The 19911-nt window shown below is 60.0% G+C and carries 20 protein-coding genes; 10 read left to right on the forward strand and 10 right to left on the reverse strand.

Translation table 11 applies throughout. The features are described 5' to 3' along the window. Positions 1 to 14: 14 nt before the first annotated feature. Positions 15 to 1052, reverse strand: a complete 1038-nt coding sequence (gene hpxD / locus FEM41_RS11970; RefSeq protein ID WP_138096189.1) for a molybdenum cofactor-independent xanthine hydroxylase subunit HpxD — start codon at positions 1050 to 1052, stop codon at positions 15 to 17. A 118-nt stretch (positions 1053 to 1170) separates the two neighbouring features. On the opposite strand from hpxD, the gene FEM41_RS11975 reads away from it, so the two are divergent. After that, a complete protein-coding gene (locus tag FEM41_RS11975; protein WP_138096190.1) occupies positions 1171 to 2076 on the forward strand; it encodes a LysR family transcriptional regulator in 906 nt (301 codons plus the stop codon). On the opposite strand, the gene hpxO is transcribed toward FEM41_RS11975, so the two are convergent. After that, positions 2073 to 3227: an FAD-dependent urate hydroxylase HpxO gene (gene hpxO, locus FEM41_RS11980; RefSeq protein WP_138096191.1), complete on the reverse strand. Its 1155-nt coding sequence runs from the start codon at positions 3225 to 3227 to the stop codon at positions 2073 to 2075. The two genes, FEM41_RS11975 and hpxO, sit on opposite strands and share 4 nt — an antisense overlap. Positions 3228 to 3582: 355 nt before the next feature. Between hpxO and FEM41_RS11985 the strand changes: the two genes are divergently transcribed. The 3 genes from FEM41_RS11985 to uraH are packed head-to-tail and all read left to right on the forward strand — an operon-like array spanning position 3583 to position 5775. After that, positions 3583 to 4965 (forward strand): nucleobase:cation symporter-2 family protein, encoded by a 1383-nt coding sequence (locus FEM41_RS11985; RefSeq protein ID WP_138096192.1) that lies wholly within the window; start codon positions 3583 to 3585, stop codon positions 4963 to 4965. Next, the gene (gene uraD, locus FEM41_RS11990; protein WP_138096193.1) at positions 4943 to 5443 is read left to right on the forward strand and encodes a 2-oxo-4-hydroxy-4-carboxy-5-ureidoimidazoline decarboxylase; all 501 of its coding nucleotides are present in this window, start codon (positions 4943 to 4945) and stop codon (positions 5441 to 5443) included. Before FEM41_RS11985 ends, uraD begins: the two co-directional genes overlap by 23 nt. Further along, positions 5440 to 5775, forward strand: a complete 336-nt coding sequence (uraH, locus tag FEM41_RS11995) for a hydroxyisourate hydrolase (RefSeq protein WP_138096194.1) — start codon at positions 5440 to 5442, stop codon at positions 5773 to 5775. Before uraD ends, uraH begins: the two co-directional genes overlap by 4 nt. Positions 5776 to 6450: 675 nt before the next feature. Here uraH and guaD read toward each other — a convergent pair. Next, entirely contained in the window at positions 6451 to 7770 is a 1320-nt protein-coding gene (gene guaD / locus FEM41_RS12000) for a guanine deaminase (RefSeq protein ID WP_138096195.1), read from the reverse strand. Continuing rightward, a complete protein-coding gene (locus FEM41_RS12005; protein ID WP_138096196.1) occupies positions 7767 to 9275 on the reverse strand; it encodes an NCS1 family nucleobase:cation symporter-1 in 1509 nt (502 codons plus the stop codon). Before FEM41_RS12005 ends, guaD begins: the two co-directional genes overlap by 4 nt. A gap of 107 nt (positions 9276 to 9382) precedes the next feature. Here FEM41_RS12005 and FEM41_RS12010 point away from each other — a divergent pair, with 107 nt between their 5' ends. The 3 genes from FEM41_RS12010 to puuE are packed head-to-tail and all read left to right on the forward strand — an operon-like array spanning position 9383 to position 11779. Next, positions 9383 to 10090, forward strand: coding sequence for a GntR family transcriptional regulator (locus FEM41_RS12010; protein WP_138096197.1), 708 nt, complete (start codon positions 9383 to 9385; stop codon positions 10088 to 10090). Between the two features lie 2 nt (positions 10091 to 10092). Beyond that, positions 10093 to 10830, forward strand: a complete 738-nt coding sequence (gene hpxA, locus FEM41_RS12015) for an allantoin racemase (protein ID WP_138096198.1) — start codon at positions 10093 to 10095, stop codon at positions 10828 to 10830. 7 nt (positions 10831 to 10837) lie between these two features. Continuing rightward, on the forward strand, positions 10838 to 11779 hold the full coding sequence (gene puuE / locus FEM41_RS12020) for an allantoinase PuuE (RefSeq protein WP_138096199.1): 942 nt from the start codon (positions 10838 to 10840) through the stop codon (positions 11777 to 11779). A 68-nt stretch (positions 11780 to 11847) separates the two neighbouring features. Here the strand turns inward: puuE and FEM41_RS12025 are convergent, their stop codons facing one another. The 6 genes from FEM41_RS12025 to FEM41_RS12050 all read right to left on the reverse strand — a co-directional run bounded on the left by FEM41_RS12025 (position 11848) and on the right by FEM41_RS12050 (position 16116). Then, positions 11848 to 12153 (reverse strand): addiction module antidote protein, encoded by a 306-nt coding sequence (locus FEM41_RS12025; RefSeq protein ID WP_138096200.1) that lies wholly within the window; start codon positions 12151 to 12153, stop codon positions 11848 to 11850. A 3-nt stretch (positions 12154 to 12156) separates the two neighbouring features. Beyond that, on the reverse strand, positions 12157 to 12453 hold the full coding sequence (locus tag FEM41_RS12030) for a type II toxin-antitoxin system RelE/ParE family toxin (protein WP_138096201.1): 297 nt from the start codon (positions 12451 to 12453) through the stop codon (positions 12157 to 12159). Positions 12454 to 12572: 119 nt separating this feature from the next. Next, positions 12573 to 12947, reverse strand: coding sequence for an oxalurate catabolism protein HpxZ (gene hpxZ / locus FEM41_RS12035; RefSeq protein WP_138096202.1), 375 nt, complete (start codon positions 12945 to 12947; stop codon positions 12573 to 12575). Beyond that, positions 12944 to 14341 (reverse strand): AtzE family amidohydrolase, encoded by a 1398-nt coding sequence (locus tag FEM41_RS12040; RefSeq protein ID WP_138096203.1) that lies wholly within the window; start codon positions 14339 to 14341, stop codon positions 12944 to 12946. The genes hpxZ and FEM41_RS12040 overlap by 4 nt, the downstream gene beginning before the upstream one ends. Continuing rightward, positions 14338 to 14520, reverse strand: a complete 183-nt coding sequence (hpxX, locus tag FEM41_RS12045; RefSeq protein ID WP_138096204.1) for an oxalurate catabolism protein HpxX — start codon at positions 14518 to 14520, stop codon at positions 14338 to 14340. The genes FEM41_RS12040 and hpxX overlap by 4 nt, the downstream gene beginning before the upstream one ends. A gap of 12 nt (positions 14521 to 14532) precedes the next feature. Beyond that, entirely contained in the window at positions 14533 to 16116 is a 1584-nt protein-coding gene (locus tag FEM41_RS12050; protein WP_138096205.1) for a gamma-glutamyltransferase family protein, read from the reverse strand. A gap of 150 nt (positions 16117 to 16266) precedes the next feature. Between FEM41_RS12050 and hpxU the strand changes: the two genes are divergently transcribed. The 3 genes from hpxU to hpxK all read left to right on the forward strand — a co-directional run bounded on the left by hpxU (position 16267) and on the right by hpxK (position 19827). Beyond that, entirely contained in the window at positions 16267 to 17106 is an 840-nt protein-coding gene (gene hpxU / locus FEM41_RS12055) for a MurR/RpiR family transcriptional regulator HpxU (protein WP_138096206.1), read from the forward strand. A gap of 223 nt (positions 17107 to 17329) precedes the next feature. Continuing rightward, entirely contained in the window at positions 17330 to 18565 is a 1236-nt protein-coding gene (locus FEM41_RS12060; RefSeq protein WP_138096207.1) for a pyridoxal-phosphate-dependent aminotransferase family protein, read from the forward strand. Further along, positions 18562 to 19827 carry an allantoate amidohydrolase gene (hpxK, locus tag FEM41_RS12065; RefSeq protein ID WP_138096208.1) on the forward strand — a complete coding sequence of 422 codons (1266 nt, stop codon included), beginning with the start codon at positions 18562 to 18564 and terminating at the stop codon, positions 19825 to 19827. Before FEM41_RS12060 ends, hpxK begins: the two co-directional genes overlap by 4 nt. The last annotated feature ends 84 nt before the right edge of the window (positions 19828 to 19911 follow it).

A 19911-nucleotide genomic window follows, 5' to 3' on the forward strand; every position in this document is an offset into this window, starting at 1 on the left:
AGCGGCCTCCTCCGTTACACCAGAAAAAATTCGCCGAAGCCCATTTTCTTCAGGCCGCGGCGGTAGGCGATAGAACTGCGATCCGCCGGGATATGCGCCTCCAGCGTCAGATCCAGCGGCAGCTTTTCCGGGCGCTGGGTCTCTACCATTAGCCGGTCCTCTTCAAAGACCCGCAGATTGAAGGCGTGCACCTCCCCGACGGGAATATGCAGATCGAAGTTGCGGGCAATGGGGGCAAACATCCGGGTTTTACGGGCCGATACCGGAGAGGCGGCATTCATAATCACCAGCCTGTCTTCCCCCGGAAAATGCACGGTCAGCGTAGCGGTAAACGGCAGATGCATCTCAAAACGGCGCAGCCAGCGGAAGTCCGGCGGCGCCCTGTCTTCTGCGCCGCTCGGGTAGTTGCTGACCGTGCTCCAGTAGTCGGCGGTGAAACCGTAATCGGTCTCCTGTGGGCTGTAGTCCGGCACCTGTGAATTGTCGGGATCGGCGAAGGTGGCGCTGTGCACCCAGGCGAAATGGGCCACATCCAGAAAGCCTTCCACCTGACGACCGGCAAAGCCGTTGACGTCGAAGGGGGGACAGTTGATTTGCTGGAAGGCGGCGTCGTGCCAGCGCGGCATGGTCGGTAGCGGCGCCGGATTATCGGTGTCCGGCGCCAGACAGGTCCAGACTAACCCGTAACGCTCTTCCACCGGAAAGGTCATCAGGTTTAGTTTGGCGGGAATCGGCTGGTCGGGGCTGGCGGGGATACGGTTACAGCGCCCGTCTTCGCCAAAGCGCAGCCCGTGGTAGGGGCAGATAATACCTGCCTCATCGTGAAATCCCAGGGTCAGCGGCACGCCGCGATGGGGGCAGACATCCCGGGCCACCACTGCCTGACCGTTAATGCGATACAGCACCAGCGGTTCGTCCAGCAGTACCGCCTTATGCGGTTTGTTGTCGACATCGCAGGCTCTGGCGACCGGATGCCAGCAGCGGGCCAGCCGCAGCCAGTCTTCAGGATCGAAACTGCAATGGGCGGGCGGTGTGGGTCGATGGGCTTTCATTGGCGGCTCCCCTGTGGCAGGTGAAAGTAGGTTGTGACCCTATTGTTGTCAGGCTATGGTGTTCACATCCATCACCATTAATTCAGTAATCTGTTGCAAAAAAGTCGACAGGGGAACCATGAGTCCATTTTCACGTTTCGCGCTCTATTTTGCCGAGGTGGCCCGCTGCGGCAGCCTGCGGCGGGCCGCGGAAAAGCTGCATATTTCCGCTTCGGCCATTAACCGCCAGATTTTGCAGGCCGAAGAGGCCTTCGGCATTCCGCTGTTCGAACGCCTGCCGGAAGGGCTACGGATGACCACGGCGGGGGAGCTGCTGTACAGCGATATTTTGCGCTGGCAGCGCGAATTTCGCCTGAGCCGCCAGAAATTTGATGAACTCCAGGGGCTGAAACGGGGAACGGTCAGCGCGGGCATGGTGCAGGCGCTGTCAGAAGGGGCCGTTGCTGGCGCCTTTTCCGCGATCGTCGATGACTACCCCTGGCTGGAGCTGGAACTCAGCGTGGCGGACAGTCGCAGCCTCAGCCAGCGTATTCGCGGCGCGGAACTCGATTTCGGTCTGATTCTGGATCCGGAAGGGCAGGCGGGGCTCGATGTTATCGCCTTCGCTGAACTGGAGATGGGGGTGATTATGCCGGTGGACTGTCCGCTGGCCGGGGCCGAAAACTTGGCGTTGGGCGAACTTTCCGGCGAGCGCCATATCCTGCCGGGGGCGCCGCTTATCGTCCATGAGCGGGTAGCGATGCTCTATCGCCATCACGATTTCGCACCGGGCAATGCCATTACCTGCAACGATATCCGGATGATTAAATCGCTGATTCGCCAGGGAAGCGGCGTCTGTATTCTTAGCCTGCTTGATGTGCTGGAAGAGGTGAAAGCGGGTCAACTGGCGTTCGTGCCGCTCAGGGGTCAGCGGCTGCGACCGCTGACCCTGGCGTTATGTATTGCACCGGCGCGCCAGCTTTCCCGACCGGCGCGGGTGGTGATTCAGCGGATGTCTGAAGTCATCGAGGGACTGGCGCCTTAACCCAGCGGGCCGCCCTGAATGGTGTCACACAGCCCGGCGATGATGCGTTCGCCGGACTCCTGACGCAGCTCTTCGTACCAGGCCTGGGTCAGCGCCATATCCTTTCCGTGGGTGATATCGCAGCGTTTACGCGCTTTAAGCACCAGATCCCGCACCCGATCGCAACGTTGCGCTTCGTAGTCACGCAGCGTCGCCTCAATGGTGTTCTGCGCGCTGAACGCGTTGCCCAGCACCACGGCATCCTCCATGGCGGCGCAGCCGCCCTGGCCGATATCCGGCGTGGTGTTGTGGGCGGCGTCGCCCAGCAGGGCTATCCGGCCGTTAACCAGCCTCCCAAAAGGCTCCACGTCGTGGATCTCAATGCGGTTAATGGTTTGAGTATCGATGGCGGCGATCAGGTGCTGCACCTGAGGGGCCCAGCCGGCGAAGTAGCGGGTCAGATCGGCCCGGGCGCTGGTACGATCCTGCTCCAGCCCCGCGGGCAGCGGTACGTCGAAGAAGAAATAGAAACGTCCGTCGGCAACCGGCATCAGCGAGACGCGCTTGCCTTCTCCTACCCAGGTGGTCCACTGGTCTGCCGGGGCGATGGATTCATCGATAGCCACCAGGCCATTCCAGTTGACGTAACCGGCGTAGCGCCGCTCCGGGGAATAGCCCAGCACAGCGGGGCGGATAACCGAGCGGCTGCCGTCGGCGGCAATCAGAAAGTCGCCGCTGGCCTGGCTGCCGTCGGCAAACCAGGCGGTAACGCCATCTTCATGCTGTTCAACCCGCTCCACTCGCTTGCCGAACTGCACGGCATCGTGACCCCAGTGTTCCAGCATCTGCTGTTGCAGACAGGCTCTGGCGACCGGGCAGGGGCGCTCGCCTACCCGTTCGACCAGCGGCGCCAGGCTAAAGCGCGTCATCGTTTCACCGCGCTGATAGTCCTGGTACGCCATATAGCGCATCTGGCCGCCGAAATCCCGGGGGATATCGCCCATTCCCAGGCGGCTCAGGCATTTTACGCCGTTGGGCCAGATAGAGATGGCAGCACCCACCGGTTTAATTTCTTCCACGGCTTCAAAAACCTCGCAGTCGATACCGACCTGTTTCAGGGCTGCTGCCGTGCTCAGGCCGCCAATGCCTGCGCCAATAATCAGTGCTTTCATGATGCTCTCCGGATGTGTTTGCGTAACAGACCTCAGCAATTTGCGTACCAGGCTGGCATGGCGCGCTATCCGGCGTCTAAGTCGACAATGATGCATTCTGGTGCACTATATTGATGCAATCAGGCGTTGCTTACGCCTTTTTTTGGAACATTTGATCTCACTTGTCTATTTCAAGAATCTAAAGTTTCATTGTGGCGCCAGGGGGAGTAATCCCCGAAATCGAAAAATGCGACAATTTAACATATTGATATTAAAAGAATAAAAACACATGACGGCGTGGTGTGCCATTGGGGAAGATAACCTGGCGTGGTTTGTGCAACACCCGGGTAACTTCTTTTAAGGGGACGGATTGACCATGTCAGACGCAAACAACAACCCGCTGCTTTACGGTCTTGAACAACGTATTGCGCCGCTGCCCGGCTTCTTTAGCGCCCTGCAACACGTGCTGGCCGGGCTTATTAGCATTGTTACGCCGCCGCTGATTATTGGCGCGGCGCTGGGGCTTGGCCCCTGGATGCCGTATCTGATCAGCATGTCGCTGCTGGCGTCTGGTATCGGTACTCTGCTCCAGGCCAATCGCATTCGCGGTATCGGCGCCGGAATGATCTGCATGCAGGGCACCAGCTTTGCGTTTGTTGGCGTCGCTATCTCCGGCGGCCTGTGGGTTAAAGGGCAGGGCGGCGGTCCTGAGGATATTATGGCGATGCTGTTCGGGGTGAACTTCGTTGCAGCGCTGGTGCCGGTACTGATCAGCCGCTTTATCGAGCCGCTGAAGCGGATCTTTACGCCGTTAATCACTGGCACCGTGATCGCCCTGATCGGCATTAGCCTGATTAAAGTCAGCGTTATGAACTGGAGCGGCGGTAAGGGCGCCGGGGACTTCGGCAGCCCGACCAATATTGCGTTGGGGGCCGGTACTCTGGGGGTGATCGTTCTGCTGAGCTGTTCGCCCAATCGCTGGCTGCGGCTGGCCTCTATCGTTATCGGTATTGTGGTGGGCTGCATTGCGGCGGCGCTGACCGGCAACTTTCATCCGACAATGCCTGGCGATAGCTGGTTCCGGTTACCGGCGCTGTTTCCGTTCGGTTTCCAGTTTAACTGGGCTATCTTTCTGCCCATCGCGCTGGTTTCGCTGGTTTGCGTGCTGGAAGCGGTCGGGGATCTCACCGCCAACAGCCTTATCTCCCAACAGCCTATCGATAACGCGGCGTTTCGTTCGCGCCTGAAAGGGGGCATTCTGGCGGATGGACTGAGCTGCATGGTAGCCGCCGCGCTGTGCGCCTTCCCTAATACTACCTTCGCCCAGAATAACGGCGTGATTCAGATGACTGGCGTCGCCAGCCGCTACGTGGGGCGCTATATGGCGGGGATCCTGATTGTGCTGGGACTGTTCCCGCCGTTTGGCGAACTGCTGCGCCAGATCCCGGCGCCGGTGCTGGGGGGCGCGACCATGGTGATGTTCGGCTGCGTGGTGGCCGCCGGTATCCGTATCATCACCCAGAATCCGTTAACCCAGCGCGATATGCTGATCGTTGGGCTGTCGTTCGGTATTGGCCTGGGCAGCGAAGCGGTCCCGGGAGCGCTGGTTCACTTTCCGGATATTGTGGCGACGCTGATGGGCTCGGCGGCGGCCAGCGGCGGTTTAACCGCCATTGTTCTGAATCTGATTATGCCGGGCGAAAAGGCCAGCCCGGCGCTAACCGCAAGGAGTGGTCATGACAGCCCTGATTCCGTTTAATCAACTTTCCGCCGAACAGGCCCGGGCACTGCTTGCCCCCTGTGTGGCTATCCCCCACTGGGTGGAACAACTGGTGGCAGAGCGGCCTTACGCCAGCCGCGGGGCGCTGCTGGATAAAGCCCGGACCCTGGCGGCTGGCTGGGGCGAGGCTGAACTTGCTCAGGCGCTGAGCGCCCATCCGCGCATTGGCGAAAAGCCACAGACGACCGGGGGACACGCTGAATTTTCCCGCCGTGAACAGTCGGCGGTCGACGATAACGACGCCCGACTGACTCAGGCGCTAAAGGAAGGCAATGCGCGCTATGAGGCGCGCTTTGGCCGGGTCTTTCTGATCCGCGCTAAGGGGCGCAGCGGCGAAGAGATACTGGCGGCGCTGGAGCGCCGGTTGAATAACGGCGATGCTGAGGAACTGCGGGAAACCCTGGCGCAACTGGTTGAAATTACGCTCTTAAGACTGGAAGGAGTCATAAGCGAATGAGTAGTCTGAGTTCCCATATTCTGGATATCAGCCGCGGTAAACCGGCGGCGGGCGTGGTGGTTCGGCTGCTGCGCCTGGAAGGGGAGGCTTATCAGGAACTGGGCCGGGCCACTACCAACGATAACGGACGCATCGCCGCTTTTAGCGATCAACCGCTGCTCGCCGGGCGCTATCAACTGATTGCCGAACTGGGCGACTGGTTTGCTGCCCGGGATTTGCAAAGCCTCTATCCCTGCGCCTGTATCGACTTTGTGCTCGGCGAGGGCGATGAACATTACCATCTGCCCTTTACTATCGCGCCCGGGGGATGGTCTACCTACCGGGGGAGTTGAGCATCTGGCTGTCAGGCCAGGGTGTTGTCAGGGTTCATCACGGATAAGCGTGACGCTTTTGAAAACAAAGAGCGGCAGAATATGATGAAACGGTGGGCTGTTCCGTTCACTTTGAGTCACTGCTTCTCTGCTGATTCACAGCCGGTGAACGGGCCTGGGTGGCTCAGTCGCCGCTCCCTGGCAACCCGGGCTTTCCGGCAGTAAAAAACGCCCTTCGGGTCCCCTTCGCTTATCACTCCGGGCTTTTCGGACCGGGCGAGAGCCGCCATCCCTGGCGGCCCCGCCCTGGAGTGACATCCCTGTCGCTCCTCCGGCCCTGCGTGAACGCTCCGGCGTTTTTTAAGCCGGAATAAAACCCCACCGGCTCCGCTGTTTACATAAGCAAAATCACCTTAGGGTGAACGGAACCTTCTCCTGCGCGGCATATTCATCAAGAATGAACAGGCATCAGGACTCCTTGCGTAATGACCCAATCCAGACCACAAAATCATCATCCGTTTTCACCCATTCAGGATGTTGAACCGTTTCGGAACGAATAGCGGATAACAGGGTTTCGACATTCGGATTGAAATACTTATATATCATTCATTCCTTGAGTGTCTGGGGCAAAATAAGCCGAAGCAAATAGTGCCCAATGGTGTCACTGATGGCAATACAGGCTGTTCGGTTGTATCGCTATGTGTGCGTTTCATTGCGCCACGCGCACTCGCCATTCACCCAGGTTTGCACAATATTGCGATCGTCTCCCAATGTCATCAGCGCAAACAGGGTTTCATAAATATCCTTGCAGTGGCTGATTCGCAGGCGTTGCAGGGGTGTGACCTGGGGATCGATAACCACCAGGTCGGCCTCTTTGCCGGGCAGGAAGTTGCCGATATTATCCTCCAGGCACAGCGCCCGTGCACCGCCCAGGGTTGCGTGATAAAACGCCTCGCAGGCAGGCAACCGGTAGCTCTGGAGCTGGGCGACTTTATAGGCCTCGCCCAGAGTACGAAGCATATTAAAGGTGGTGCCAGCCCCCACGTCGCTGCCGATCCCCATCGGCACCCGGCTGCGCCAGCACTGGGCCAGCCGGAACAGGCCGCTGCCCAAAAACAGGTTCGAAGTGGGGCAGAAGGCAAGGGCCGAACCGCTGTGGTGCAGGCATTGCCACTCTTCGTCTTCCAGGTGAATACCGTGGGCGAACACGCTGCGTTTTCCGGTGAGCTGGTAGTGGTGGTAAACATCCAGATAGTGTTGATGTTCCGGCCATAGCTGCTTAACCCAGGTGATTTCGTCCTGATTTTCGCTCAGGTGGGTATGCAGCCAGGTATCGGGAAACTCTTCGCGTAGCTGACGCGCCGCTTCCAGCAGCGCGGGGGAAGAGGTTGGCGCAAAGCGCGGCGTTATCGCGTATCCCAGGCGGCCGCGGTGGTGCCAGCGTTGAATCAGTTCGCGGCTCTGCTGGTAGCTCTGCTGCGCCGTTTCCGTCAGTTCGTCCGGCGCATTGCGGTCCATCATCACTTTTCCGGCAATCAGACGCATATCGATACGACTGGCGGCGCTGAACAGCGCTTCCACCGATTCCGGATGCCGGGTACAGAACACCAGCGCGCTGGTGGTGCCGTTACTCAGCAACTGGTCGATAAAGAATTGAGCGATTTGGGCGGCGTATTCCGGGTCGCCAAACTGCGCTTCTACCGGGAAGGTGTAATTGGTGAGCCACGTCAGTAGCTGTTCGCCGAAGGCGCCGATCATCTCGGTCTGAGGATAGTGAACGTGGGCATCCACAAAGCCGGGCAGAATCAGTTTACCGCGCAGGTCACGATACCCCTGAGCGGGATTCAGATACTGCTCTCCCTCCTGCCAGGGGGAGAGGCTCAGAATATGGCCGTCACGGATAAACAGCAGGCCGTCTTCGATATAGCGGGCATGACGCGCAATATCATCGGGGCTATCGACGGTGGCGGTGATGTCAAAAAAGGCACCGCGCAGCGCATGGTGGTAATCAATCATTGGGATGCGGACTCCTTCTGGATAACCATGGCCGGGCGTGAACGGCCCGGGCGGATGCCTGCGAGTTCGTGTCTGGCCAGCCAGCGATAGGCCAGGCCGCCGGTCAGCACGCCGATAAACCAGTTAAAGCTCGCCAGCGGTTGCAGGGCGGGGACGATAACCATGATAACTCCGATAGCAACCGACGGCAGCAGTCCGCCAATGGCTTTGGGGTTAAAGCCGTTGCGATACCAGTAGCGCCCCTGGGGCGTGGCATTGAATAAATCGTCTACCGAAATTCGCCCGCGATTAACCAGGTAGAAATCCACCAGCAGAATACCGAACAGCGGGCCGATAAAGGCGCCCAGCACATCCAGCGTATAGTGAATCAGCTCTGGCGAGTTGAACAGGTTCCAGGGGGTCAGCAGCACGGAGCCCACCGCCGCAATCATACCGCCGGTGCGAAAGCTGATCTTCTGGGGGGCGCAGTTAGAAAAATCGAAAGCGGGCGAGACGAAGTTCGCCACAATATTAATACCGATGGTGGCGGTGATCATCGTCAGCAGACCAATGGCGACCGCGATATCGTTGCCCACATTACTGACGGTTTCGATGGGGTCGGTAATCATCCGCCCGAACAGCGACCGGGTGCCGGAAACAATCACCACGGTCACCACCGAAAACAGCAGAAAGTTAAAGGGGAGTCCCCACAGGTTGCCGCGTTTGATCTCCCCCATGCTTTTACCGTAGCGGGCAAAATCGCCGAAGTTAAGCAGCGGGCCGGAAAAATAAGAAACCACCAGTGCAGTGGCGCTCACCATCTGCCAGGCCTGTTCCCCGGAGCTCAGGGACTTGCTGCTCAGGGTAAAGGAGATGCCGTTGGGCCCCGCCTTGTACACAATCCAGCCCGCCAGCGCCAGCATCACCACATAAACCGCCGGTCCGGCGATATCGATAAAGCGCTTGATGGCGTTCATCCCATGCCAGAACACCATAGCTTGCAACACCCACATAATGGCGAAGCAGATCCAGCCCAGGGTCGAAAGGCCCAGCGCGCCGCCCTGAGTCAGAGGCGTGAGTGAAGGCCAGAACTTCAGGGCCACCAGCATCAGCGCATTGGCGGCAAGCCAGGTCTGAATACCGTACCAGGCGAAGGCGATAAGCCCGCGGATCACCGCCGGAATATTGGCGCCGAATACGCCAAAGGCCTGTCGGCACACCACCGCGTAGGGAACGCCCGCCATCTGACTGGGGCGGGCCACCAGGTTAGCGCACAGTTGCACGATACAGATACCGACCAGCAGGCACAGCAGCACCTGCCAGCTTGCCAGCCCCAGCGCAAAGAAGCTGGCGGCTACCACGTACCCACCCATGCTGTGCACGTCCGACATCCAGAAAGAAAAGATGTTGTACCAGTTCCAGCGCTGATGGCGATCTGGCGCCAGGTCTTCATTGTAAAGGCGTGGGCTGTATCCCGCGTTGGATCCAGCAGCCTTAATATTTTGCACATCCCGATAGTCTGGCATGAAACCTGCTCCTGTTAATGAAAACCGTTTGTTACGGACTTGTAACGGTCATTGCAGGATTCGGGCCAGCCTGGCGATTTTTGTATACAAGCGCGTGGAGGAGAAGGATGAAGAACCCTCGGCATAAAGCCCCGCAGAGTGGGGACGAGGCGATTTATCAGGCGCTGTTGCGCGCTATTGTCGAGCACCAACTGGTGCCGGGGTGTCGGCTGCCGGAAGAGGCACTGGCCGAAGCCTTTGGCGTGAGCCGCACCGGTATTCGCAATGTGCTGCAACGACTCGCGGCTGTGCAACTGGTGGTGCTGTTGCCCAGGCGTGGTGCACAGGTGGCTATGCCATCGCAGGAAGAAGCGCGGGATATTTTTCGTACCCGGGCTCTGCTTGAAGTGGCGAATCTGCCTCAGGTTCTCGCCCACTGTCAGCCTCCTCATCTGGCGGCGCTGGGGGAGTTGGCGCAACAGGAACGGCATGCCCGGGGCAGGGGCGATGGCCCGGCGGCCATTCGCCTTTCCGCCGAATTTCATATTCAGCTTCAGGCTATTTCCGGCAATCAGGTGCTGACCGGCATGGTCACCCGGCTGTGCCAGCGTTCCTCACTGGTGATTGCCGCGTGGGGCGCACCCTGGCGCCAGGGATGCCGCTGCGATGACCACCAAAGCCTGATTGCGCTGTTGCGCGGCGGTGACCTCCAGCGCCTGAGCGATGCCCTGACTCACCATTTCGACACCATCGTCGCCAGCCTCTGTTTCGAGCGCGGCGGCGTGACACTGCCTGATTTCACCCGGCTGTTCGCCGCCGGACCCAGGGAGATTTAGAGATGCGTTGTATACAAGTGATTAACCCCAACACCAGTCAGGCGATGACCGAAACCATCGGCGCCGCCGCCAGGGCTGCCGCCGCGCCGGACACCGACATTCTGGCGGTCTGCCCGGCAGAAGGAGCGCCCTCTATCGAAGGTCATTTCGATGAAGCCATTGCGACAATTGGCGTGCTGGAACAGGTAAAAGCCGGTCGTGAACAGGGTGTGGCGGGGCACATCATCGCCTGCTTTGGCGATCCGGGGCTGCTGGCGGCCCGGGAGCTGGCCCGCGGACCGGTCGTGGGCATTGCCGAGGCGGCGATGCATATGGCGACCATGGTCGCAACCCGTTTCTCGGTGGTGACCACGCTACCGCGCACCCTGGTGATTGCCCGCCACCTGCTGCGCCAGTACGGCTTCAGCGACCACTGCGCGGGGCTGCATGCCATCGATCTGCCTGTGCTGGCGCTGGAAGATGGCAGTGGTCTGGCGCAGCGCAAAGTGTACGAAGGCTGCGTAAACGCCCTGAAGCAGGATGGCTGTGGCGCCATTGTGCTGGGCTGCGGCGGAATGGCCGACCTGGCTCGCAACCTGACCCGCGAGCTGGGCGTGCCTGTTATCGATGGCGTTAGTGCTGCGGTAAAAATGGTTGAGTCGCTGGTGGCGCTGGAGCTTTCCACCAGTAAACAGGGGGATCTGGCCTGGCCACGTCTCAAACCGTTAAGCGGTCGGTTTCAGTTTTTTAATCAGGAGTAATACGGACATGACACATCAAGACGCTATCCATCATAACTACCCGCGCGATATGCAGGGCTACGCCGGAAATCCGCCCCATGCGGAATGGCCGGACAATGCGCGCATCGCGGTACAGTTTGTTCTGAACTATGAGGAGGGCGCGGAAAATAATGTGCTGCACGGCGATGCCGGTTCCGAGCAGTTTCTTTCCGATATTATCGGCGCCGCCAGCTACACGGAGCGCCATATGTCGATGGAATCCTTATACGAGTACGGCAGTCGCGCCGGATTCTGGCGTATTCACCATGAATTTCGCAAACGCGGCTTACCGCTAACGGTATTCGGTGTCGCGATGGCGCTGGCCCGTAGCCCGGAGGTGGTGGCGGCTATTAAAGAGGCCGACTATGATGTGGTCAGTCACGGCTGGCGCTGGCTTCATTATCAGGATATGGATATCGAAACCGAGCGCCAGCATATGAACCAGGCGGTGGAACTGCTAACGGAGCTGTTCGGTAAAGCGCCCACCGGCTGGTACACCGGGCGCGACAGCCCCAACACCCGCCAGTTGGTGGTGGAACACGGCGGTTTTAGCTACGACAGCGACTACTACGGTGACGATCTGCCGTTCTGGACCGGGGTGGAATGCAGGGATGGCGCGCGTAAGCCGCACCTGATTGTGCCCTACACTTTGGATGCCAACGATATGCGCTTCGCCACCGCCCAGGGTTTTAACTGCGCGGAGCAGTTTTATACCTACCTGAAGGACAGCTTTGACGTGTTGTATGAAGAGGGCGAACAGGCGCCGAAGATGATGTCGGTGGGGATGCACTGCCGTCTGTTGGGGCGGCCGGGGCGTTTTCGGGCCTTGCAGCGTTTTCTGGACTATATCGGCCAGCACGACCGGGTGTGGGTCTGTACCCGCCAGCAGATTGCCGACCACTGGCGTCAGGCGCATCCGTATTTGGGGTAAGGAAGGAAAAATCACGTTTTTCCTTTCTTATCATCAACCTGAACGCCTGGATTCACCAGGCGTTTCACTCAACTTGCAAGTACCGAGAACTGAAAACCCGTTGCGTGAACTACGCTGCGGAGTGTTTTCAGCGTCGGGTTGCCGGTCGGAGATAGAGTACGGTACAGCGATTCACGCGATACACCGGCTTTCTGAGCAATCGTTGCCATTCCTCCCCGAGCCTCAACAACATGACGCAGTGCGAGTAAAAAGGCCTCCTGACCACCATCTTCGTCAATATCAAGGAATGCCTGATGCAGGTAAGCCTGAGCAAAGGCCGGATCTTCCCGGAGGGCATCCACAATGACCTCATCATATAAACGTTCTTTAGCCATACATCACCTCTTTAAATAGTCTTTGAGGCAGGCAATAGCCTCATCTATATCGGCATCCTGCGTTCGTTTGTCGCCCGCCAGAAGTAACAAAACAATTTCCCCTGCTACCAGGCTGTAATAAACGCGGTATCCAGCTCCTTGATCTATTAGAAGCTCCCAGACACCTTCTCTACATGGCTTATGGTCCCCAAAATTTTCAGAAGCCATCCGGTTAATCCGGGAAGCAATCTTTGCTTTAGCAATAGGGTCTCGTAGCTTTTTAAAAAACTCAGCATACAGATCCCGTCCATCTGCGGTTATGTAGCTTAAAAGCTACTTCGTGCCCACGAAATTGAGTTTTTAAGCTACAGAAGTGTGGGCGCGATCAATAGCCGAACAAGGTATCTTCGCAAGGTTTCCATGTAAGCATATTTTTTTATTCACCCCATCAAACTCACCTGCGCCGCCACAATGCGCCAGCCCTCGTCAAAACGTACCCAGGTCTGCTGCTGGCGTCCGATACGCGCCGTTCCCTCGCGGGTAAATTCGGTGCTGCACACGGCATAATCGTGGCCGAAGGTGGTGATGACCGTATTACGCAACTGCCGGTCCAGACCGGCCGAGGGACGGGCGGCGCGGAAGGCGCGGATCGCCTCAATACCGTACAGGTTTTCACCGGCGCCAAGCCGCACCGTCAGTTCGCTGTGCCAGAACAGTTCATCCAGCACGGCGGTATCATTGCTGACCAACGCCTGCTCATAGCGATAGAAGGCGGTACTGACTTCGTCCACCACATTGGGTTGATTGATATTCATGATGTTATCTCCGCAGGACGGGCGTCGGTAATCCCCATCTGCTCCAGCGCCCGGGCGGCGCGCAGACAGGCCTGCTCATTAAAGGGAGCGGCAATCAGTTGTAGACCTATGGGCAATCCGCCGGAGGTGCGCAGCGGCGCCGTGACCACCGGTAGCCCCAGGAAAGAGATGGGCTGGGTCAGCATTCCCATACTGGCGCGGGGCGGTAGCGGCTGACCGTTAATAATCATCTCCTGTTCGCCGATTCGCGTGGCGCTGCAAGGCGTGGCGGGGGCGATCAGTACGTCGGCCTGGGCCAGCAGTGCCTGGAACTTCTGGCGCGCCAGGCGGCGGAAACGCTGGGCCTGAAGATACCAGGTTGCGGGCAGCATGGCGCCTGCCAGCAGGCGCTCCCGTGAGTTGGGCTCGAAAAGTTCCGGCTGGCGCTTCAGCTCTGGCAGATAAAGGTTTCCCCCTTCTGAGGCGGTGATAATAAAGGCCGCCGAGCGCGCCAGCTCCGCTTCAGGGAACTGCAATTCCTCCCGGGCTTCCAGCGCCCGGGCGGCCTTCTGTAGCGCGCTTCTGGCTTCATCGTCGCACCAGGTGGTAAAAAAGCCCCCCAATACCGCACAGCGTAGCCCTTCCATACCGCGATGCAGCAGTGGAGCGGTTGCCTCAACGGGCCGTTCAGCCTGGAAACCGTCGTCGGGATCCTGACCCTGCAACGCGTCATAAACCGCAGCCAGATCCGCCACCCGACGGGCCATCGGTCCGATATGGTCGAGGCTGGCGGCAAAAGGGTGCGAGCCGGAACGCGAAAGGCGGCCAAAGGTGGGCTTCAGCCCGAAGAGTCCGCACAGCGAAGAAGGCACCCGAATTGAACCGTTGGTATCGGTGCCCAGCGCAAAGTGGACGGTGCCAGCCGCCACCGCCGCCGCCGAACCGCCGGAGGAGCCGCCTGCAACGCGGTCGGTATCGTGGGGATTGCGGGTGGCGCCATAGTGGCTGTTTTCGGTGGTAAAGCCGTAGGCGTATGCGTCCATATTGACCATGCCGGAAAGCAGCGCACCGGCGTGGTGAAGCTGGCGTACCGCATAGCCGTCCCGGGCGGCGGCGGGGCGCTTGCTGAGCAGCCGTGCGCCTGCCAGGGTGGTATGCCCGGCCACATCGAACAGATTTTTGGCCGCCCAGGGAACGCCCGCCAGCGCAGGTAGCGGCTGTCCGCTGCGGCGCAGTGCATCGATACGCTCCGCTTCCTGGAGCATGCGCTCTGCGGTGACGGCGGTCCAGGCATTAAGGCGCGGATTCAGGCGCTCGATGTCATGCAGAGTGCGGGTCGCTATCTCCCGGGCGCTGAGTTCCCCCCGGGCCAGCGCGCCGCGCAGTTCATTGATGCTCAGATCCTGTAGTTTCATGGCCGGTACACTCCCGCTACGTCCAGTCGTTCGTCCAGCGGATACTCCATGAGCGGCGCCGCCATGGTGGCGATATGGCGAAAGCGCGCCAGCAGTTCGGCGCGCCGGGCGTCATCCAGTTCAATTTCCAGCATTTGCGCCATAGCGGCCAGCCAGGCCGCCTGTTGTTCGGTGGTCATCGGATTCTCCTGTCAGTAGCCAGCGGCGCTGCCGTTGCTGCGTGGGTCAAATGCCCCTTCAAACACGCCGTCGGGGTGGCGCACGATGGCGCCCGCGTGGCCCACGGCTTCGCTAAATTCCTCGAGCATTTCAACCTCGTGGCCGAGCGTCCGCAGCCGCGCTGAACTTTCCTCGCTAAACCGGCCTTCCAGCTTCAGTGAGTCGGAAGACTGGCCCCAGGTGCGGCCCAGCAGCCAGCGGGGCGCGCGAATGCTCTCCTGCAACGCCATGTTCTGTATGACGTAACGGGTAAAAAGGGTCGCCTGAGTCTGAGGCTGACCGTCGCCCCCCATGCTGCCGTAGACCAGGGTGCGGCCATCTTTCAGACGGGCGGCGGCTGGGTTCAGGGTATGGAACGGTTGTTTGCCCGGAGCCAGCGCCAGCAGGTGTTCGGGATCGAGGCTAAAGGCGGCACCGCGGTTCTGCCACAGCAGGCCGCTGCCGGGGAGCACCACGCCGCTGCCAAATTCATGATAGATGCTCTGAATAAATGAGACCGCCAGACCGCTGTTGTCCATTGCGCCCATCCAGACGGTGTCGCCAGGGCCTTTACCCTTGCCCCATGGGGCCGCCTGAGTCGTGTCGATGGCAGCAGCCATGGCTTCCAGCCATTCGGGGGTCAGCAGACTTTGAATATCCACCTGCAGATGGCGGGGGTCGGTAATGTGGGCATCCCGTAGCCCAAAAGCCTGTTTAGTGGCTTCCACGATGCGATGTACGGTGTCGACCTCATCGGCATCGGCCATTGCCAGCCGGTCGGTAATGCCGAGGATCGCCAGAGAAACCAGCCCCTGGGTCGGAGGCGCCAGATTCCAGAGCGTTCCCCGACTGTGATCCAGGCGCAGCGGCGCGGGGCGTCGCGCCCGGTGGTTTTGCAGATCCTCAAGCGTTATCGGCATGCCCAGACGTTCGGCATCGGCGGCGATGGCGTTTGCCAGCTCGCCGCGATAAAAGCTTTCCAGCCCTTCCCGGGCGAGCTGGCGCAGGGTGTTAGCCAGCACGGGCTGGCGAAAGCGCTGGCCGGTGTGGGGCACTTCGCCATTGAGCAAAAAGGCGGAACTAAAGCCGGGCACATCACGAAGCTCGGCCAGCTTGCTGGCGGTGGCGCCGACCTGGGAGGCCGTCACCGGAATGCCGTGGTCGGCATAGCGAGTGGCATCGTCCAGCAATCGGCTCAGCGGCAGGGCGCGACCGGTCAGGGATTGCGAAATCGTTAGCGCCTCCTGCCAGCCGCTAACGGTTCCGGCCACGGTCAGGGCCGCTTGCGGGCCGCGCTGGGGGATTTGAGCCAGCCCTGCATAGGCATCAGGAGTCGCCAGCGAACCGGCGGCGCCGCTGGCGTCAATGGCGATGGGCTCGCCCTCTGGCGGCACAATCAGCCAGAAGCCGTCGCCGCCCAGGCCGTTCATATGGGGATAGACCACGGCGATGCTGGCCGCGGCACTGACCATCGCCTCAATGGCGCTTCCGCCGTCGCGCAGCACGGCAAGCGCGCTCTGGCTTGCCAGATGGTGTGGCGTCACGACCATGCCGTGGGGCGCCATATTGCTCTGCATCGTTGCTCCTTATCGTTTGATGGAATTCAAACATACACGCCTGCAAAAGCTATTCCACAATTGAGACAAACGTCTCAGCGCAGAATTTTTATCATCTGGCACGGGTTTTGACTGTACGATAACGGTGAAACAAAAGTTACAGGAGTCGTAATGAAGCAACTGGATGAACGCCTGAAAAGCCAGTACAGCACTCTGTCGCCGCAGGAACAGCGGGTCGCCGACTTTATTTTTGACCATTTCGACGATCTGATTAGCTATAACAGCGCCGAACTGGCAAGGCTAAGCGGCGTATCCAAGGCCACCGTCAGCCGCCTGTTTAAGCGCCTGGGCTATGACAAATACCGGGAGATGCGCGAAGAGCTGCGCACCCTGCGCCAGAGCGGCATGCCCCTGACCGATAATCGCGATGCCGTGCAGGGCAACACCCTGCTGGCGCGCCATTACAAGCAGGAGATGGCGAACCTGACCCGCTGGGCCAGTGAGCTGGATGCCGATCAGTTTTCCGGCGCCATTGCCGGGCTGGCAGAGGCCCGTCGTATTCTGATTATCGGACTGCGTAACTCGTGGCCTGCGGCGTTGCACCTGCGTCAGCAGCTATTGCAGACCCGTGGGCAGGTACAGTTACTGCCCCAGCCGGGCCAGACCTTAAGCGAAGAGCTGGTGGATGCCGCGCCCGACGATCTGGTGGTGATGGTGGCGTTTCGCCGCCGTCCGCGCATTGTGCGTCCGCTACTGGAGCAGCTACAGAAGGCGCAAGTGCCGGTGTTGCTGATATGCGAACCTCAGGCCCAGAGCCTGTTTCCGTTGGCCCGCTGGCGACTTTGCGCGCCGCTGGACAGCGTTTCGGCCTACGACAGCTATGCCTGCGCCAACAGTCTGATCAACCTGCTGGCTAACGCACTGCTGCATGAAATGCTGAGCAGCGGCCGCCAGCGGATTCACCAGATTGCCGATCTTTACCAGAAGCTGGACGAACTGGAACAGCGATAATGGTGCGCCACGGCGGTGCCTTGCACACTTGCGGTGCAATTTTATGATGCCGGTTTGCGTGATAAACAGACCGGCATTATCCGATTTCTGATTGTTATTCATGAATTACCGGGAAAAACTGGCGGTGGTTTGGACTATCCTGATGTGGCACATTAGTTGCAATATCTGCCAGTAAAGAACCTTTCGTTTCATTACGGTGAACCCGACATAAAAGGAACCCCTCATGGACATCACGCAATTTCCGCAACTCAATCCGCCCCAGCGTCTGCTGATGGGGCCGGGGCCGATCAATGCCGACCCCCGGGTACTGCGCGCTATGTCGAGCCAGTTGATAGGTCAGTACGATCCGGCCATGACCCACTATATGAATGAGGTGATGGCGCTGTATCGCGGCGTATTCCGCACGGAAAACCGCTGGACGCTGCTGGTGGACGGCACCTCCCGGGCAGGGATCGAAGCTATTTTAACCTCGGCGATTCGCCCGGGGGATAAGGTGTTGGTGCCGGTCTTTGGCCGCTTCGGCCACCTGCTGTGTGAAATTGCCCGCCGCTGCCGCGCCGAGGTGCATACCATCGAGGTGCCCTGGGGGCAGGTATTCACGCCGGATGCCATTGAGGACGCCATTAAGCGGGTGCGTCCGCGGCTGCTGCTGACGGTACAGGGCGATACCTCCACCACTATGCTCCAGCCTCTGGATCAACTGGGTGAGATCTGCCGTCGCTACGGCGTGCTGTTCTACACCGATGCCACCGCAAGCCTGGGAGGCAATCCGCTGGAAACCGACGCCTGGGGGCTGGATGCCGTGTCCGCCGGAATGCAGAAGTGCCTGGGCGGCCCTTCCGGCACATCTCCCATTACTCTGAGTCCGGCCATGGAGGAGGTGATTCGTCGCCGTAAGTGCGTGGAAGCCGGGATCCGCACCGACGCCCACCAGGACGGTGATGACGAGATGATCTACAGCAACTACTTCGATCTCGGCATGATCATGGACTACTGGGGGCCGGAGCGGCTGAACCACCATACTGAAGCCACCAGCGCGCTGTTTGCCGCCCGCGAGTGTGCACGCCTGATTCTGCAGGAAGGGCTGGATAACGGCATCGCTCGCCATAAGCTGCACGGCGATGCCCTGCTGAAAGGGGTGCGGGCCATGGGGCTGGAAACGTTCGGAGATCTGACCCACAAGATGAACAACGTGCTCGGCGTGGTGATTCCCCAGAGCGTTAACGGCGACCAGGTGCGCGCTCTGATGCTGGACGATTTCGGAATTGAGATCGGCACCTCTTTTGGTCCGCTGCACGGCAAGGTGTGGCGCATAGGCACCATGGGCTATAACGCCCGTAAGGCCTGCGTGATGACCACCCTGAGCGCCCTGGAATCGGTCCTCAATCATCTGAAATTTACCACGCCTCAGGGAGCCGGGCTCCAGGCGGCATGGGACCACTACGGGAGTCAGGCATGAGTGAAACGACCATTGCCGCCAGCGCGTCTCAACTGGCCGCAGCCCGGGTGATGGAGCGGGCCGACCACCTGGCGGATATCAGCGAAACGCCCCGGGGGTTGACCCGGATCTATCTTTCGCCCGAGCATCTACGGGCCAATGCCCTGGTGGGGCACTGGATGGAGCAGGCGGGCATGCGGGTCTGGCAGGACAGCGTCGGCAATATCTGCGGGCGCTATGAAGGGGAACAGGCGGGAGCGCCTGCGCTGCTGCTGGGCTCGCATCTGGATACGGTACGCGATGCCGGACGTTACGACGGCATGCTGGGCGTACTAACGGCCATCGAAGTCGTACAGGCGCTGCACGATCGGGGCAGGCGATTACCGATGGCGGTAGAGATTGTCGGTTTTGGCGACGAAGAGGGCACCCGCTTCGGCATTACGCTACTGGGCAGCCGGGGCCTTACCGGCGACTGGCCGTCGGAATGGCTTCAGCAGCAGGATGCACAGGGCATTAGCGTGGCCCAGGCGCTGGCAAACGCAGGGCTGGATGGCGCAAACATTGGCCAGGCGGCCCGCAACAGGGAGGAGATCGCCGCTTATCTGGAGCTGCATATCGAACAGGGGCCGTGCCTGGAGCAGGAAGGGCTGGCGCTGGGCGTGGTGCAGGCCATTAACGGCGCCCGGCGTCTGACCTGCCGCTTCACCGGTCTGGCGGGCCATGCCGGAACGGTGCCGATGAATCACCGGCAGGATGCTCTGGCCGCTTCCGCCGAATGGATGATGGCAGTGGAAAGCATCACAAAGCAGCATGGCCGCCAGCAGGTGGCGACCATCGGGACGCTGAGCTGCGCCCCCGGCGCGGTAAACGTGATTCCGGGCGAGGTTACGCTGACCCTTGATGTTCGCGGGCCGGAAGATGAAGCGCTGGAGGCGCTCCAGCAGGCGTTGCTGGCTCAGGCCGGAGACATCGCCCAACGTCGCGGTGTGCAATTTAGCGCTGAAGAGTATTACCGGATGGCGGCAACGCGCTGCGATCCCGAACTGCAACAGCGGCTGGTACAGGCGGTATCCCGGGTGCAGGGGCGTGCGCTGTCGCTCCCCAGCGGCGCCGGGCATGACGCTATCGCTATCTCAGGCTGCTGGCCCGTGGGTATGCTGTTTGTACGCTGTCAGGGCGGTATCAGCCATCATCCGGCGGAATCGGTCATGGCTGCGGATGTGGCGCTGGCCATTGAGGCATTCTGTTATGCGGTAAATGCTGTTGCATGCGGTGATTCTTAATGGGAATTTCATTGGGCGTTTCGGCGTCTGACTAAAAATAGCGCAAGGCTGTTAAAAATATGTTTTTATCAGCAGCGTGGAATG

The organism is Jejubacter calystegiae (assembly GCF_005671395.1).
Lineage (GTDB): Bacteria > Pseudomonadota > Gammaproteobacteria > Enterobacterales > Enterobacteriaceae > Jejubacter > Jejubacter calystegiae.

What these genes read in the sequence shown, in the direction of transcription:
- hpxD (WP_138096189.1), bottom strand. Translation starts at nt 1,052, where the DNA reads ATGAAAGCCCATCGACCCACACCGCCCGCCCATTGCAGTTTCGATCCT.
- FEM41_RS11975 (WP_138096190.1), top strand. Translation starts at nt 1,171, where the DNA reads ATGAGTCCATTTTCACGTTTCGCGCTCTATTTTGCCGAGGTGGCCCGC.
- hpxO (WP_138096191.1), bottom strand. Translation starts at nt 3,227, where the DNA reads ATGAAAGCACTGATTATTGGCGCAGGCATTGGCGGCCTGAGCACGGCA.
- FEM41_RS11985 (WP_138096192.1), top strand. Translation starts at nt 3,583, where the DNA reads ATGTCAGACGCAAACAACAACCCGCTGCTTTACGGTCTTGAACAACGT.
- uraD (WP_138096193.1), top strand. Translation starts at nt 4,943, where the DNA reads ATGACAGCCCTGATTCCGTTTAATCAACTTTCCGCCGAACAGGCCCGG.
- uraH (WP_138096194.1), top strand. Translation starts at nt 5,440, where the DNA reads ATGAGTAGTCTGAGTTCCCATATTCTGGATATCAGCCGCGGTAAACCG.
- guaD (WP_138096195.1), bottom strand. Translation starts at nt 7,770, where the DNA reads ATGATTGATTACCACCATGCGCTGCGCGGTGCCTTTTTTGACATCACC.
- FEM41_RS12005 (WP_138096196.1), bottom strand. Translation starts at nt 9,275, where the DNA reads ATGCCAGACTATCGGGATGTGCAAAATATTAAGGCTGCTGGATCCAAC.
- FEM41_RS12010 (WP_138096197.1), top strand. Translation starts at nt 9,383, where the DNA reads ATGAAGAACCCTCGGCATAAAGCCCCGCAGAGTGGGGACGAGGCGATT.
- hpxA (WP_138096198.1), top strand. Translation starts at nt 10,093, where the DNA reads ATGCGTTGTATACAAGTGATTAACCCCAACACCAGTCAGGCGATGACC.
- puuE (WP_138096199.1), top strand. Translation starts at nt 10,838, where the DNA reads ATGACACATCAAGACGCTATCCATCATAACTACCCGCGCGATATGCAG.
- FEM41_RS12025 (WP_138096200.1), bottom strand. Translation starts at nt 12,153, where the DNA reads ATGGCTAAAGAACGTTTATATGATGAGGTCATTGTGGATGCCCTCCGG.
- hpxZ (WP_138096202.1), bottom strand. Translation starts at nt 12,947, where the DNA reads ATGAATATCAATCAACCCAATGTGGTGGACGAAGTCAGTACCGCCTTC.
- FEM41_RS12040 (WP_138096203.1), bottom strand. Translation starts at nt 14,341, where the DNA reads ATGAAACTACAGGATCTGAGCATCAATGAACTGCGCGGCGCGCTGGCC.
- hpxX (WP_138096204.1), bottom strand. Translation starts at nt 14,520, where the DNA reads ATGACCACCGAACAACAGGCGGCCTGGCTGGCCGCTATGGCGCAAATG.
- FEM41_RS12050 (WP_138096205.1), bottom strand. Translation starts at nt 16,116, where the DNA reads ATGCAGAGCAATATGGCGCCCCACGGCATGGTCGTGACGCCACACCAT.
- hpxU (WP_138096206.1), top strand. Translation starts at nt 16,267, where the DNA reads ATGAAGCAACTGGATGAACGCCTGAAAAGCCAGTACAGCACTCTGTCG.
- FEM41_RS12060 (WP_138096207.1), top strand. Translation starts at nt 17,330, where the DNA reads ATGGACATCACGCAATTTCCGCAACTCAATCCGCCCCAGCGTCTGCTG.
- hpxK (WP_138096208.1), top strand. Translation starts at nt 18,562, where the DNA reads ATGAGTGAAACGACCATTGCCGCCAGCGCGTCTCAACTGGCCGCAGCC.